Genomic DNA, 14091 nt, shown 5'->3' with positions numbered 1-14091 from the left:
GGAGTGTGTAAGATGAGCATAAATGAAAATGGATTTTCAGAGAGAAAAACTATTCTGGTTACAGGAGCGACTGGTAATGTGGGCCGGCACGTGGTATCTCAGTTGCTGGACATGGCCGTTCCTGTCCGGGCCGTGGTTCGTAATCCCGGTTCTGTTGATCTGCCGGACGGGGTTGAAATTGTGCGCGGGGACCTGGCTGAGCCCAGCATGTTAGGTGAGGCTTTAGCCGGAGTTGAGGCTGTGTTCCTGGTCTGGCCTGGCTTACCTACGAGCCTGGCACCCGCGGTTCTGGATGAGCTGAAAAGGCACGCCCGGCGCGTGGTTTATCTTTCATCAATGAGCATACGTGAAGGACGCGCGCAACAGGCTGAGCCGATTACCGACTTTCACGCCACTATCGAGAAATTGATCGAAGGATCTGACCTTAACTGGACATTCCTGCGTATCAGTGGACTCGCGACGAACACGCTCGGTTGGGCACAACAAACGCGCTCTGGCGATGTTGTACGCTGGCCTTATGCGGCGGCTGCCAGGACGCTGATTCATGAGAAGGATGTGGCTGCGGTGGCGGTTCGAGCCTTGACCAGCGACAGGCATAATGGGGCAAAGTATATCCTGACCGGTCCTCAAGTGCTCACCCAGGCTGAACAGGTGCAGGCCATTGGTGAGGCTATCGGACGTCCATTGCGCTATGAAGAGATTTCGCCCGAGGTTATCCGCCAACAGATGCTGACCCAATTGCCGCCCGCGATGGTAGATGGCATGCTCAACGCCTGGGCAGGGTTCGTCAGGGAGCCAGAACCAATCTCGTCCATAGTTGAAGAAATCACCGGCACCCCGGCACATACCTACAAAGAATGGGCAATTGATCACGCCAGAGACTTTTCCTAAGAGCATATGGGTGTTAAAGAGTCAACTGCTATGGCTAGCCGAAGAAGGTATGACATAACCAGAGAACCATGCTTGAAAATGAAATAAAGGCGAGAAGGCCAAAAAACCAGTAGCGCCTGAATCCCTTTGGATTGTCCGGTGGTAATTTGAGTATGTGGCGGATAGTACCTTCGGGGATGGCGGCTACAAAGAGCCATAAAAATCCGCTCCAATCCCTTAAACCAGCAGGCAGAATAGGCTTTAATAAGCTTAGGATGCTAAAAGCACATCCATATACCATACCCATGATAAAAATCATGATGGGGCGTGCAGCGATATTCTCCAGGCGCAACCTTACCTGCTCCATGTCCTTAGGGCGGTGCGCGGCCTCGGTGGAGAGCATTTTATCCAGGAATTTGCCGAGGTTAGGTGAGATTGGCCTGGGATTGCGCGAGGGTTCGCCCTCTCCTAGCTCCAGGGGATCTCGACCGGTAAGTAGGGTTTGCAGGGTCGCGCCCAGGCTGTAGATATCGGAGCGCGGGCTGGTCTGGGCGCGGCCGTACTGCTCTGGCGGAGCGTAGCCGGGGGAGCCGAGTGGTACGGTATCCCTTGCCTTATCACGGGTAAAGGTGCGTGCAATACCAAAGTCGATCAAAAATAGCTTGTTATCGGGCGTGAGCATAATGTTCGAGGGCTTGAGGTCGCGAAAAATAACTGGTGGCGCCGTGATATGCAGAGTGTGCAGAAGGCCCGCAAGCTGGATGCCCAGCGCGATGACCTCTTTCTCCTCAAGATAACCGCCTGGAGCTTTCTGCAAATACTCTTCCAGGGTCTGGCCCTCAATATATTGTGTGACCAAATACCAGTTTTCTGCGTCGGTCAGGTGCTCGTAATAGGTGGGGATGCCGCTCAGATTTTTCACGCGCGCTAGCATGGCAATCTCGCGGTTAAAGGTCTCGGTGGCATCGATGATCTGGCGTGCGGAGAGCTGCTTCAATTGAATGCGTTTGATTGCAACCAGGCGTTGGTCGGGGCCAGCTTTCAAGTCGAGGGCGCGATAGACAGTAGAGAAGCCGCCGCGTCCGATCTCTTCCTGAACCTGGTAGCGCCCGGCCAAGATGCTGCCGGGTTGAAAATCGCAGGCTAAGGTGTTGGATGGTGTTACAAACGACTCCTGGTCCTCCTGGTCCAGAGCAGCCCCGGCGCACACTTCGAGTACAGGCTTTGGGGTAAAAGTGATAGGTGCAATTGGTGGAGCGTCGTGTTCATGATCCTGGTGGACAAGTGAATGCTGGCAGGAGGCGCAATGGCTGGCGGTGGCTTCATTGGCCAGCCCGCACTCATCGCAGAAGAGCACCATCGACGATTGTTGCATACATTTTTCTCTATCTTGCAAAGTAGTTTTTCTCAAGAAGTATAACACGCGAATGTGCAAATGATGAGGGTGGTATTATTAGGCGCCCACCCATGGTTTTAAGGGTCTTTATGGCAACCGGTGCATAACGACCTGGGATGGGAAGGCGCGGAAACCCTGGGTTTCATAAAAGGGAAGAAGCCTCTCCTTGCAGAAGAGCGTGATGGTCTTGATAGTGGAGAGCGCCTTTAGCAAGCGAGCTATTAAGAGTTGTCCAATGCCTTGTCGCTGGTAGGCGGGATGGATCATCACATCCTCGATATAGGCATGGAAGATATGATCGGAAACGACGCGCGCAAAGCCAACCAGGCGCTCGCCATCCCAGGCCCCGACCGCGATATCGCTGGCAAGGACCTGGGCGATCTGCTCTTCGGTCCGTTCAGGCCACCACTCGACGCTAGTGTAAAGCTCGCGCACTGCGTGAGGATCAATTGGTTGCTCCTGGTGAAGAAATATCTCAATCGTGGACATGTTGCTCTTCCTTCTCTATTTATACTGCTTGATGCCTGCCTATTATACCCCACCCCTGGCGTGCTGGATCAGCTCAACACAGAGTTGCGCCAGGGGAATCTTCCCCGGCAACCTTTCCCACTCGTTGCCAATTTTCAATGCGATCCGCTGTCCCTCGATGCGCGCATCGGCGACCTCGTGCCAGGTATTGGTATAGCCATTGCGTTTTATTCCATGAGTGTCGAGAAGGAGGTCGCCGAAATTAAGCGTCTCGCCGCGCTCATAGCGCTCAAGCATACTCGGACGTAAGCGTTCTTCTAACCTATTCTCGATAACTTTCCAGCGCTCACTATTTATGAGGCCACTTTCGATAGGAAACGTGCTCTCATCGGCCCGTTTGAGTGTGCAACTCGCTGTATCACTGGTTACCTCTTCGACTTCATCCCAGCGGATAGACTTTGTTTGCTTGCCATTGGTAAAGAGCAGCCCTTCGCTGCACAAATATAGACGCTTTTTGCGCTCGGGCCAGTAGAGAAGGAAGATGGCAAGCGAGACAAGCAATGGGAGACAGGATAGCCAGATCTCGCTCTGCTTGTTTTGTAATCTAGAGTCAGCAATATTTTGTATGCTCTCTTTATCGCTCTCAGTACAGGTTGGACATACCTTAAAAAAGTTATTGGTACTCTGGGCTCGGCTTTGCCATTGATGGTAGTCATAAATAGAGTAGATGAGGCTATATGTGGATATGACAAACAAGGCCAGCGCAAGAATTAAAAGAGCAAGTTCCTTTTTATTGCGATAAGACTTGAGCGGTTTACCAACATGGTGCTCGCTTGCCTCTCTGTAAATAGTTTCGGGCGGAGTGTTAAGCATAGATACGCTCCTGGGAAAAATAATATATCGAGAATAGGTTTTTACTTGCTATCTGGTTTAAGATTATCTGGTTTGGTCGCATACATCGCTGTGTATCCACATACAAGACAGGTAAGGGCGACTGTATCAGAGTATCTATTTTTCTTACTGAAGAGTGGAGTTGAACGCAGGGGCTGTTTGAGCATAAGGAGATTAAATCCTCCATGAACGGGTGTTAAAGCCTCGACAAATACACGCCGCCCTCCACATTCAGGACATGGCTTAATATCGGGTTGTCTCATTAAGGGTGCCTCTTTTTGTGTTTTCTATAGTTTTAGACGTGTATGGATTATAGCTATCAAACAACACAGCAAACAACCCTGTTATGCTATACTGGAGAACCTGAAGTATATTTAGCATGGTTGTTTTCTAGTGGAAGGAACCAGAATGCGACGTGTGGCGCTCTTGCAGGCATTGTCTCATCGTTCGTTTCGTCTCTTATTTCTCGGCCAGGCCATCTCTAACCTGGGCGATTGGTTAAACTACCTGGCGATTATCAGTATTATTGTCTACCGCTGGCACCTGGGGGCTAATGCCCTGGCGGCCTTTTCGATTGTGATGTTCCTGCCCATGGTCCTGCTTGGGCCGGTGGCGGGGGTGTGGGTGGATCGCTGGCCGCGTAAGGCTACGATGATTGTGTGTGATCTCGTGCGCGCTGGCCTGGTGTTGTGTCTGGTCTGGGCCTCGAATATTTATATTATGCTGGTGCTGGTGGTCCTGGCGAGCGCCGTGAGCACCTTCTTTGATCCGGCCAAGCAGGCGCTCATTCGTGGGGCGGTCCCGGAAGAGGATCTGCTCTCCGCCAACTCACTTAGCCAGACGATGTTCCAGGTAGCGAAGATCCTGGGTCCGGCCCTTGGCGGCATTATTGTTTTGTTGGGTGGCGCGTATGCCGCCTTTGTGTGCGACTCGGTCAGCTTTCTAGCCTCGGCCCTCTTCTTAAGTTTTCTGCCGCGCCTGGTACTTCCCGCTGCCACAAATGCCGAGGAGAAGGAGGCGCCAGCCAGGGGCAAATTCTGGCTGGAGTTTCGCGCTGGTTTTGCCTTTATCCTTCAACGCCGCCTGCTACTGGCTGCTGTGTTGAGCACGTCCGTAGCTCTTTTTATTATTGGCACATTCGACTCTATGTCGGCGCTGGCGCTTCAAGCCCTGGGCTTTGATTCCTCCCTCTTTGGCTTCGCTGTGGGCTCTATTGGCCTGGGAACCGTGCTCGGTGGTCTGATCGTTGGTCAGTGGGGAAAGCGCTTTTCACCTCTGCGCTTAATGGCCTCGGGCGATATCGGGGTAGGCGTGATGATTGGCCTGATTGGCCTGGGCATTATTATCCAGTTGCATATATGGCCCCCGTTCTGGACCATTCTCTGGTTGTTGGGTGGCCTGGCCGTGGCGGCGATGATTGTCCCTTATGGCTATCTCTTACAGAAGGAGACGCCGCCCGAGATGATGGGGCGTGTCTCCGGCATGGCCAACGGCATCCAGACGGCCTTCCAATTCCTCGCGCCTCTGCTAGGAGCCATCATCGCCGACCTCTTCGGCGTGGGCAATGTTTTCACCGTGGCAGGCGTCGCGCTGCTGCTGGTAGGCGCCTGCGTCTGGCTGGTATGCATGTCGTCCAGCGTAGCCGAGCCTGAGCAGGCGGCATCTGGCGTGCTTGGCGAGTAAGGTGCTTCATATGGAGAAGGGTGTGGTGATGGCCTGGCTCTGCCAGGCCATCACCACACCCTTCTCCATATGTTCTCCCCCATTTGGATTGCCTGAAAAGCTATTGTAACAAAAATTGTACCTATACGATGTGTTCTGCGAGATCTCAAAAATACATAAAGTAGGGGAATATATGCGGAAAGAGCACACTCCCTCGCTGAATGATAAGGCCTATCTGACCGCGGTCTATCGACAGTACTCGCCAGCGCTCCTGGCTTATCTGTATCGGCATCTGCGCTCGCTGGAGGACGCGGAGGACCTGCTCCTCGACGTTTTTCTGGCGGCCCTGGAACGCTCAGGCTTTGAAGGCCTGGGCACGAAGGAGCAGGAGGCCTGGCTCTGGTGCGTGGCGCGCAACAAGGTGACGGATTATCATCGCAAGCTCAAGCGCCGGCAGGGCATCTCCCTGGAGTTCGTGCCAGAGGAGGAATATGAGCAGGACTATGTGACGCCTGAAGTCGTGCTGCTTCGTAAAGAGGAGGCGACACGCCTACAGGAACACATTAAGCGTTTGCCCGCTCTGCAACAGGAGCTGGTACGCCTACGTTTTGCTCATGGCCTGCGCAGCGCTGAAATTGCGACTATTGTGCAGAAGAGTGAGGGCGCGGTCCGTGTCATGCTCTCACGTGCAGTCAAATTATTACGCAAAGTCTACGAAAATGAGTAGGAGGAAACACATAGCATGAATGAATACAATGAGCCTTTCTCCCCTCAGCGCGTAGATGAGTCAATTGAAGAGATGTTGACCGCCGGTCAACCTCATCTGCCTGGACAGCGGTCTGAGGACGTGAATATACGCCTGGTGCAGGACCTACAGCGTGTATATGATCCAGAGTTTACGCGCTATCAGCAGGTGTTGCGGCGGGTGGAAGAGCGCCTGGTGGAGCAGCGCGGATTGATAGAAAAGATCGGCGCCACGCCGCGTCCGCCTCTCAGGCCTCTGCCAGCTCCGCAGGAGCAAGCGCTGTTCCAGGCACAACGCATACAGCGAGGTAATAGAAAAAACATCATGGACGATAAAAAAACTGGTCTTAGACGCTACGAGCGCTCTCTGAGCCTCCTGGTCGCCGTTATTATCCTGGCCGTCCTGGTCGGCGGCTTCTTTGTCGCGCAGAGCCGTTTCGCGCAATTGGGTGCCTCCGGCTCAAACAATCCCAAAGCGGTAGCTAGCGCCACGCCAAAGCCGTCGCCTACCCCGCAGCCTACTGGCAACAATGCTGTAACCATTCCAGGTGACCAGATGGGCTTTCAGAATATGGCCTGGTCCTCTGATAGCCAGCGGATTGCCTCTACCACTAATAGTGGTGTACGGATCTGGGACGCGACAACTGGTAAGACGCTCCAGACAGCCAAGCTTCCTGGAGCGAATGAGTGGGCTTATGGATTATCCTGGTCGCCAGATAGCCAGTTGATCGCGATTTCTACCAATCAGGCACTTCGTATAGTCGATAGCCGGTCGGGGTCGGTTGTGCGCTCGTACACGACATCACTGGCGCATGCGACTACTCCAGGAGCCATGAGTTCGCTGGTTGGCGGCTCACATCTCTCGACCCTGTTCCCCGCCAGTGGTGGCCTGGGCTTTAGGGCCGCTGCCTGGTCGCCTGATGGTAAATCCATCGCGTTAAACGTGAGCGCGGGGCCTTACGGCTACATTCAGGTTGTGAACTCGCAGACCGCCACGCTTGACTACACGCTAAAATGGGATGGTGACTACAATGGAACTGGCCTGGCCTGGTCCTCTGATGGTCAGTATCTAGCCAGTACCGTTTTCGATACGCAGGGTGGTGGTCTAGACTCAAATTTTGTATGGGTCTGGAAGGTCTCTAGCCGTGCGCTTGTCTTCAAACAGAATGGCGGTGGTAACTCTGGTTCGCTTGTCTTCCAGCCACAGACGCACAACCTCGCTTTTGACAAAATCGAAATGAATGCTCCTGAAGTTATCCAGGTCTGGAATGTGGAGACCCATAAAATGGTTACCAGTTACCCTGGAGCCAACTTGGTAACGTGGTCGCCTGATGGTCAGCAGGTAGCCTATAATGGTTCTACACAACTGGGCAAGAATAGTTATGAAAGCAATATCACGATTGTAGCTGCTAATAGCGGCAAGGTCGTGCATGTTTACAAAGAGGGTGCTGTGCAAATTTCTCAGCTGTCCTGGTCGCCCAATGGCAAGTATATGCTCGCTATTGAGACGAAATCCATAATGAGCAAAGGCCAGGTCACACCTTCAACAACGCCCAGTACACAGCCCACCACAATCCCCAATATGCAGACTGTTGTTCGGGTGTTTCCGGTAGCCTGATTTACCTGAGTGCTTTGCGATAAAGCAAGAGGGAGTGGGAGGCGGGGCAGATAGCCCCGCCTCCCACTCGTTGCAAAACGACCTATCTTCCTCCGTATCCTCCCTTTTTCGCTATGCCGTAAAAGTTTGCCCAATCCAGAAAAACCGGGTAAGATACGGAAAAAGTTCCCACCTGCATCCGGTGGACAATCTGGGATAGAGGAATAGTAGACGTGAAGAGACCGAACATAGTCAAGATTTATTCAGAGAATAACCAATTTCAATATATCGAAACGCTTCGCAGAAAACGAGAGAAACGGCTCCGCCACAAAGAGTTCTTTATCGAGGGCGTGCGACCTATCAACCAGGCGCTTGCGCACCATTGGACGATCAATGCCTTCGTGTATTCGCGCGAAAAGCAGCTCTCGGACTGGGCGAAGGGTATTCTAGCGCGCTCCCAGGCGCAGACGCATTTTGAAGTTCCCCTGCACTTGCTAGAGAAATTGAGCAATAAAGCCGAGAGTTCAGAGCTGCTGGCGCTGGTTGCCATGCCCGAGGACGACCTAGCACGTATTCCCCTGACTCAGAATCTACTTGTGGTGGTCTTTGACCGGCCAGCTAGCCCGGGCAACCTGGGAACGATCATTCGCTCATGTGACGCGCTTGAGGCCCATGGCTTGATTATTACCGGTCATGCCGTCGACCTCTATGATCCTGAAACGATTAGCGCGAGCACCGGCTCCTTCTTTGCCCTGCCGACGGTCAGGCTGCCCTCGCAGAGAGATATTGAACCCTGGCTGCAAAGCGCGAAAAAGAAGCTTGGCGCCTTACAGGTTATTGGTACCGACGAGAAAGCCGAACAGGAAATCTCGCAGCATGATTTTACTGTTCCAACGGTCCTCGTCGTCGGAAACGAAACCTGGGGCATGAGCGCGGCCTATAAAGAATTGTGCGACGCGGTTGTGCAAATCCCCCTTGTAGGATCGGCCTCCTCCTTGAACGTGGCCTGCGCCACCTCCATCTGCCTCTACGAAGTGAGCCGCCAGAGGCGCCTAGCCTCACGAGCTAGCTCAACAAGCCAACCTAACAAGACGGTAGGGACCCGCTAGGGTTCCTACCAATAATTGGGCATTTATAGTATTGATATTTATATATGCTCTAATGTGTTTCGGATTATAAATTTTTATATAGTCAAGAGATGCCGGGTGGGTGGGATAGCGAGCTGGGTGCCTCTGGCAATCAGGCTTGTAGGGCTTGGGCCTGGTTGTGGTGCAGAAATTTGAGAAAGCGGTGCAGCGTGAAGGGGAGAAGCAGACAGGAGATGTCGTGCTCGCTGCACCAGTCGGCCACCTCATCGTAGGCGGTGGTAACAATGGTTGGGATGGGGCTGCCCAGGAGTATCTCCAGGGGCAGCCCCACTTTTATAATACTATCGCTACTTACTACAAGCATCTCGTAGCCTTGTGAACGCTGAAGGTTAAAATGAAGCATGCTAGGGAAACTGGTGGCGTCTATGTGCTCCATTTCGAGAAACTTTTCGAGCACATAGGCCAGATCGTTATTGTCTTGTACGAGGGCAATCATTGCTACGCTCCTACTCCGAATACCACACTACCAAAACCTTTGAAGCATGCCCCATGTTAACATGCATCAGAATATGCGTAAATCAATGAGTACTATAGTAATAGGCTTTTTCATTCTTCTTGTTCATCTTCGAATGTTTTGTCGCGATGTGAGGGTGGTGTACGCATCCATTCCGCCAAATCGATGATCTTCTGCTGGACATAGGTCTCGTCGTCTGAGTTCTGGGCCTGCTCTTGCTCCTGCTCTATGAGGTAGTAGCGCTGGAGCAGACCGATGTACTTGATTGCCAGTTCCAGGCGTTGTTTGGCGTTAAGCTCGCCCAGGTCGATGCCATCAAGCAGAGCGTTGACCTGTTGCTCTATCCGCTCGATCCAGTAGCGCAGGGTGAATTGTGGAGTATTTTTCTTGGCGTTGCGGCCCGATTTCTGCTCTGGCATGGTGTTGTGTCCTTTCTTTTATTTTGTTTCGGCTGATTACATGATGTAGCCATAAATGTAGACTGTGGCGTAACTGGCGATGCTGGCGTTCAACACGAACTGTCCGCCGCTGAGGGGCACGGTACAGCTCATGTCGATCTCCTTATTTGTCGCCTGGACGTTCATAGTACAGGTGGGCGCGCCCGTGGGGCCAATGCTCAGGGTCGCGCTGGCGCTACTGGAACAGATGTAGGCAATATTACAGAGCACGGCGTTGGCCGCGCCGGGAATATTGCTGACGCCCGCCGCCGTGACGGTTGTCGCGCCGACGGGGAGGCTGGCGTCGTAGATTTTGTATTTAGGGATGAAGGCGACGCGTCCCGGTTTATAGGCCGGGATGCTACCACTGGTGGGACTGGCATAGGTCGCGATGACGGCGGCGTCATTGAGATTATGCTCATCGAAGAAGAGGACGGCGCAGTAAGCCCCGGTCAGCATACTCGTGTTGTCCACGTGGAGCGCGACCGGGACATTATCAAGCGTGACGGTCTGCGCCTCCAAGAGGTAGATCGAGCAGGTATAGGTTGCCGGGTTAAAACTGGCGATGAAGCCACGCTTGATGATCTGCGCCATGCTGTCCTCCTATCAGCGTGATTGTCGCGTCGTCACAGATCGGGTAGTGCTTCTAAAGGGCGCACCTACCCTCACTGGTCAGTGTTCCCGCGTCCGGTGTCGAGGCCCTACGCGTCGTTACAGGCCTGGCCGAGCTGGCTGGCGGGGAGGGCATCGCTGCCTGCACTATAGCTATGGAAGTTGCCAGCGGTATAGGTTGTTCCCAGGACAGTGTTGATGGTGCTGGCGATGACCGTGGCGGTGAGGGTAGCGTTTGTGCTGACCAGGTGCCACGTGCCCGCCAGGGGGAGTGTCCCATCACTGGCCTGCTGGTAATAGGCGAAGGTACGCATGTTGACATAGGTGCCGATGGGGCAGGTCTGCGTGCCGCTATAGCGACCAAAGTTGATTTCCATAATGTTCATCATGGTGCTTGCTCCTTCTTATGTTCTTTAACACATTGACTTTGCCTCATTACGTGGCTCACCAGGTCAGGTGTATTGGCGGACAGGCGCAGCCCGTCCACCAATACACTTATATTTCAAGCCATTTATAGGTGATCTTCCAGTCTCCGGCGGCGGCGAGGTCCAGGTAGAGCGTGAGGCTGTTGCTGGCGCTGGCTGGCAGCAGGAGCAGGGAGCCGTTGCCCAGGACCTCGATGAGCTGGCCGGCGGGAGCGCTAAAGGCGTCGAGCGCCGTGCCACTGATGGTCTGATTGCTATTGGCGTAGGTTACGTTGCCAGCGGGCAGGAGCGAGCTGTTCCCGCCCAGGCTGGCATTGCTGACGAGCGCGTTACTGCCCAGGGCCAGGTTGCTCGTGCCGCGCGTGAGCTGGTGCGTGCGTATGCTGCCCGAGAGGCAGGTAATCGAGTAGAGCAGGATGTTGGCGCTGGTATTGTTGTAGAGCGAGCAGGCCACGACCGCCGCGCTGCTGGCAGTTTGCTTGCCCGTAGTGGCGCTAAAGCTCTTGCCACTGAGCAGGGCGTTCTGGAGTGTCCCGCCCGTGACAAGCAGGTTCCCGCCCGTGTCGACGCGCAGGGTCTGCCCGATCCCCTGCGGATTGAGCGCGCCGACCAGGCCAGAGCCGTCATTATTGGTGAATCCACTCATGTCTAAGGCTCCTTTGGAAATTGGTGAGCGTGCGCTACTTTACGTACGCGCCTACGCAGGCGGGCATGGTGAACGCGAAGGGTGCGTATTGTCCGGAAAGCATATCTAGCCTTCCTCCCAAAAAGCTCACCCCTGTAGGCGCGTACGTAAAGTAGCGCACATCCAACTCTAGACACCCCTATAGAGGCCACGGAAGTCTGTAACGCATGAGCCGTATTCGTGGCGCACCTTAAAAGTTAAAACATCCTGTGTAAAGTTGAGGCCGAGCATGGGCTGGTCCTGGATGAAGAGGGCGGGGTTGACCTGCCCACCGACGAAGCCGACCTCGATGGTGTCGATCTCGCGCGGGTCGGCCGCCAGGAACCACTGCGTGGCGCTGGTCAGCTGGGGCGAGACGATGGGCTGGACGTAGCCGAGCATGGGGTTGATGTCGTTATTGGGTGAGCCAGGGACGCCAGCCGACTTGGTCACGACCATCGAGGTCCACTCCAACTCGGGTGGTACGATCAGGTAGCGTGGGCGCAGGCCGATGCGCTTGCCCGCAAAGTTGGTCTGCTCACGCATGGCGGTGACGCCCTGTTGCAGCGCGAGCGTTGAGAGGGCTTGCGCTCCCAGGTTGTTGTGGGGCGCACCCGTGGTAAAGAGGGGTTGCCCATCGTAGATGCTCGGATTATTGGCAAGAAAGCCGTAGACGAACTCGGCCAGGGTATAGGCGGCGGCCACGGCCAGCTTGCCCGGAATCTGCTTGATGGCATGCAGGTCGTCGTTGATGATGGCCTCACGCGAGATGGGCACGAGATTGCCGCGCTTCTGTGCTACGTAGGTGGCGGCACTATCGCCTAGCGTGATGCTCTGGTAGGGGATATCCTCGGGCACGATGGCGAGGCTACCAAAGGCACTCATGCGCACGCGGCTCTGCTGCTTAAAGTCGCGAATGGGGACGATAGAAACGAACTTCATCCACTCGGCGGGCCAGGCCTGGTAGTCCTTGAGCAGGCGCTTGTTCATGCTTGATCCCAGCAGGTAGGAGAAGCTGGCCGTGGTGACATCAGCCTCGCTAATGAAGCCCGTGGGACCGAAAGGAGACATTGGAAGCTGCCCAAGCAGACTGGAGCCACTGATGCCGCCCTGGAGGCTGGAATCGCCCGTTACGCGGGCGTAGGCCTCGCGGATGCTGGTGAAGCCGTGCACATTGCCCAGGCGACCTGTGTCGATCTCCAGGTCAAACATGGCGTCGAAGCAGGCCTGAACCTTTTCGGCCTCGCTCACCATACCCGTAATGCTGGCCTTCTCATAGCCGTGACCGCGTACGAGACCGTCGCGCGTCAACTGGGCCATCATCGTGAGTGCGGAGGAGAGCTCATGCTCCAGTTCTTGCTCCTCGAAGAGGCGTTGCTGGAAGCGACCTCGCACCTGAGTCTTGACTGGCTCGGGCAGGATGCTCTCGCTCAGGCGGCGTTCCAACAGCAGTTCGCAACGCTGGCATTGCAGTTCCTCTCGCAGGCGGTCGATCTCCTGGGTGGCGACAGAGGGGGTGCTGGTAATGGGCGCATCTATCGGAGTAATAGAGGTTGAGGAGGTGATTTCGGAGGTCTGTGTGTTGTGCTGCTCTGCCATAAGATGTTCTCCTTCTGATAGTGACGACTCGGCATGGAGGATGCGGCGGAAGGCGCCGCCCGCGCTGGGTCGGGTAACGACATCACAGGAGTTGAGGGTGTGAATGGCGCTGATCTCTTTCGCGCCCGTGGCTTCGTTGACCTGCCAGGCACCGAAGAGGTCGACCGAGAGACCGATCAGCTCAGGGCGACCCAGGGTACAGGCCTCGTTGATCAGTGTCCAGAGCCAGTTGGCGGCCTCGAAGATGTGCAGAGTGGCATCGACATGTCCTGGCTGCCCAGCCGGGCCCGCAATATACTCCGCGTCGTGGTAGAAGCCCACGACATCGCGGACACTGCGCGTCTGGAGATCGGCCTCCGAGCGCGAGTGATCGGCATAGGCATGCGTGTCTTCCAGCAGCGCCGCGATCTGCCGCAGCGCTGCCTGATCATAGACGAAGCCATTTTTGGAGCGCCCGCCCTGGATGACGGTCACGCGCACGGCATGCCCGGCGCCTACGCTTGCATCAGCCAGGCGCTCAATGATACGCGCCTCTGTGATCGTGATCGGTTGTTGAGAGGCGTTTGTGAGCGGCTCCTCTGCCTGATGTGGGTGCTGGTTCATGAGTTCGGCTCCTGCTCGCCGTCCCCCCATTGTTCTTCTTGCCAGAGCTGGTCGTCTGCGAGTCCCTGGGCCTGGAGGGTCAGGTCACGACTGCGGTGGCTATTGATGTTGGATTGATCCATGAATACCTCGGGATATATCTTCTCCCCAATGTCCTCATTGTGTAGCTGCTCATCTAGCATCTCCTGGGCCTGGGGCGCCAGGTCGCCTGGGCGCTCATCCTTCGCTAGCGGGGGAGGCGTCGCTGGCAGTGGTGGGGTAATCTCCAGGCCCAGCCAGAGTTCCATTTCCAACTGGTCGGCAAAACCCAGGTCCTGGTGCGTGGGAAGCTCGCTGTCGAACTGAGGTTGAATGGGGTCATGGGCCAGAGAGGACATATTGCGAACACTATAGGGATTGCCGGGGTAGGCATCAGGCTCCAGTGTGGGGCGCGTACTTGTGGGTGGAATCGCGTCCGCCTCGTGAAAGGAGTTGTGCATATGTATATCAAGCTGTTGTTTATTTTTCATAGCATTGATCCT

The 14091-nt window shown here is 55.1% G+C and carries 15 protein-coding genes; 5 read left to right on the top strand and 10 right to left on the bottom strand.

The genetic code is table 11. The features are described 5' to 3' along the window. Positions 1-12 precede the first annotated feature (12 nt). Positions 13-891 carry an NAD(P)H-binding protein gene (locus KTE_RS30460; RefSeq protein WP_201388152.1) on the top strand — a complete coding sequence of 293 codons (879 nt, stop codon included), beginning with the start codon at positions 13-15 and terminating at the stop codon, positions 889-891. 34 nt (positions 892-925) lie between these two features. Here the strand turns inward: KTE_RS30460 and KTE_RS30455 are convergent, their stop codons facing one another. The 3 genes from KTE_RS30455 to KTE_RS30445 form a co-directional block, all read right to left on the bottom strand. Beyond that, on the bottom strand, positions 926-2245 hold the full coding sequence (locus KTE_RS30455) for a protein kinase (protein ID WP_201388150.1): 1320 nt from the start codon (positions 2243-2245) through the stop codon (positions 926-928). A gap of 108 nt (positions 2246-2353) precedes the next feature. Next, positions 2354-2755, bottom strand: a complete 402-nt coding sequence (locus KTE_RS30450; RefSeq protein ID WP_201388148.1) for a GNAT family N-acetyltransferase — start codon at positions 2753-2755, stop codon at positions 2354-2356. A 42-nt stretch (positions 2756-2797) separates the two neighbouring features. Further along, a complete protein-coding gene (locus KTE_RS30445) occupies positions 2798-3607 on the bottom strand; it encodes a DUF6585 family protein (RefSeq protein WP_201388145.1) in 810 nt (269 codons plus the stop codon). 426 nt (positions 3608-4033) lie between these two features. Between KTE_RS30445 and KTE_RS30440 the strand changes: the two genes are divergently transcribed. The 4 genes from KTE_RS30440 to KTE_RS30425 all read left to right on the top strand — a co-directional run bounded on the left by KTE_RS30440 (position 4034) and on the right by KTE_RS30425 (position 8737). Then, positions 4034-5308 carry an MFS transporter gene (locus KTE_RS30440; RefSeq protein WP_201388143.1) on the top strand — a complete coding sequence of 425 codons (1275 nt, stop codon included), beginning with the start codon at positions 4034-4036 and terminating at the stop codon, positions 5306-5308. Positions 5309-5480: 172 nt separating this feature from the next. Next, a complete protein-coding gene (locus tag KTE_RS30435; protein WP_201388141.1) occupies positions 5481-6014 on the top strand; it encodes an RNA polymerase sigma factor in 534 nt (177 codons plus the stop codon). Between the two features lie 15 nt (positions 6015-6029). Further along, complete coding sequence (locus KTE_RS30430) at positions 6030-7649, top strand: WD40 repeat domain-containing protein (RefSeq protein ID WP_201388139.1); 1620 nt, start codon at positions 6030-6032, stop codon at positions 7647-7649. 212 nt (positions 7650-7861) lie between these two features. Beyond that, positions 7862-8737 carry an RNA methyltransferase gene (locus tag KTE_RS30425; RefSeq protein WP_201388137.1) on the top strand — a complete coding sequence of 292 codons (876 nt, stop codon included), beginning with the start codon at positions 7862-7864 and terminating at the stop codon, positions 8735-8737. A gap of 130 nt (positions 8738-8867) precedes the next feature. Here KTE_RS30425 and KTE_RS30420 read toward each other — a convergent pair whose 3' ends face one another. The 7 genes from KTE_RS30420 to KTE_RS30390 form a co-directional block, all read right to left on the bottom strand. Next, positions 8868-9212 (bottom strand): hypothetical protein, encoded by a 345-nt coding sequence (locus KTE_RS30420; RefSeq protein ID WP_201388135.1) that lies wholly within the window; start codon positions 9210-9212, stop codon positions 8868-8870. A gap of 110 nt (positions 9213-9322) precedes the next feature. Then, entirely contained in the window at positions 9323-9649 is a 327-nt protein-coding gene (locus KTE_RS30415; protein WP_201388133.1) for a hypothetical protein, read from the bottom strand. 36 nt (positions 9650-9685) lie between these two features. Beyond that, a complete protein-coding gene (locus KTE_RS30410) occupies positions 9686-10261 on the bottom strand; it encodes a hypothetical protein (RefSeq protein ID WP_201388131.1) in 576 nt (191 codons plus the stop codon). Positions 10262-10368: 107 nt separating this feature from the next. Further along, the gene (locus KTE_RS30405) at positions 10369-10668 is read right to left on the bottom strand and encodes a hypothetical protein (protein ID WP_201379345.1); all 300 of its coding nucleotides are present in this window, start codon (positions 10666-10668) and stop codon (positions 10369-10371) included. A 106-nt stretch (positions 10669-10774) separates the two neighbouring features. Continuing rightward, positions 10775-11350 (bottom strand): hypothetical protein, encoded by a 576-nt coding sequence (locus KTE_RS30400; protein ID WP_201388128.1) that lies wholly within the window; start codon positions 11348-11350, stop codon positions 10775-10777. Between the two features lie 168 nt (positions 11351-11518). Further along, positions 11519-13570 carry a hypothetical protein gene (locus KTE_RS30395; RefSeq protein WP_201388126.1) on the bottom strand — a complete coding sequence of 684 codons (2052 nt, stop codon included), beginning with the start codon at positions 13568-13570 and terminating at the stop codon, positions 11519-11521. Beyond that, a complete protein-coding gene (locus tag KTE_RS30390; protein WP_201388124.1) occupies positions 13567-14079 on the bottom strand; it encodes a hypothetical protein in 513 nt (170 codons plus the stop codon). Before KTE_RS30390 ends, KTE_RS30395 begins: the two co-directional genes overlap by 4 nt. Between the last annotated feature and the right edge of the window lie 12 nt (positions 14080-14091).

This window comes from Ktedonobacter sp. SOSP1-85 (assembly GCF_016587415.1).
Classification (GTDB): Bacteria; Chloroflexota; Ktedonobacteria; order Ktedonobacterales; family Ktedonobacteraceae; genus Ktedonobacter.
This window is presented reverse-complemented; position numbering and strand designations above follow the sequence as displayed.

What these genes read in the sequence shown, in the direction of transcription:
- KTE_RS30460 (WP_201388152.1), top strand. Translation starts at nt 13, where the DNA reads ATGAGCATAAATGAAAATGGATTTTCAGAGAGAAAAACTATTCTGGTT.
- KTE_RS30455 (WP_201388150.1), bottom strand. Translation starts at nt 2,245, where the DNA reads ATGCAACAATCGTCGATGGTGCTCTTCTGCGATGAGTGCGGGCTGGCC.
- KTE_RS30450 (WP_201388148.1), bottom strand. Translation starts at nt 2,755, where the DNA reads ATGTCCACGATTGAGATATTTCTTCACCAGGAGCAACCAATTGATCCT.
- KTE_RS30445 (WP_201388145.1), bottom strand. Translation starts at nt 3,607, where the DNA reads ATGCTTAACACTCCGCCCGAAACTATTTACAGAGAGGCAAGCGAGCAC.
- KTE_RS30440 (WP_201388143.1), top strand. Translation starts at nt 4,034, where the DNA reads ATGCGACGTGTGGCGCTCTTGCAGGCATTGTCTCATCGTTCGTTTCGT.
- KTE_RS30435 (WP_201388141.1), top strand. Translation starts at nt 5,481, where the DNA reads ATGCGGAAAGAGCACACTCCCTCGCTGAATGATAAGGCCTATCTGACC.
- KTE_RS30430 (WP_201388139.1), top strand. Translation starts at nt 6,030, where the DNA reads ATGAATGAATACAATGAGCCTTTCTCCCCTCAGCGCGTAGATGAGTCA.
- KTE_RS30420 (WP_201388135.1), bottom strand. Translation starts at nt 9,212, where the DNA reads ATGATTGCCCTCGTACAAGACAATAACGATCTGGCCTATGTGCTCGAA.
- KTE_RS30415 (WP_201388133.1), bottom strand. Translation starts at nt 9,649, where the DNA reads ATGCCAGAGCAGAAATCGGGCCGCAACGCCAAGAAAAATACTCCACAA.
- KTE_RS30410 (WP_201388131.1), bottom strand. Translation starts at nt 10,261, where the DNA reads ATGGCGCAGATCATCAAGCGTGGCTTCATCGCCAGTTTTAACCCGGCA.
- KTE_RS30405 (WP_201379345.1), bottom strand. Translation starts at nt 10,668, where the DNA reads ATGATGAACATTATGGAAATCAACTTTGGTCGCTATAGCGGCACGCAG.
- KTE_RS30400 (WP_201388128.1), bottom strand. Translation starts at nt 11,350, where the DNA reads ATGAGTGGATTCACCAATAATGACGGCTCTGGCCTGGTCGGCGCGCTC.
- KTE_RS30395 (WP_201388126.1), bottom strand. Translation starts at nt 13,570, where the DNA reads ATGAACCAGCACCCACATCAGGCAGAGGAGCCGCTCACAAACGCCTCT.
- KTE_RS30390 (WP_201388124.1), bottom strand. Translation starts at nt 14,079, where the DNA reads ATGAAAAATAAACAACAGCTTGATATACATATGCACAACTCCTTTCAC.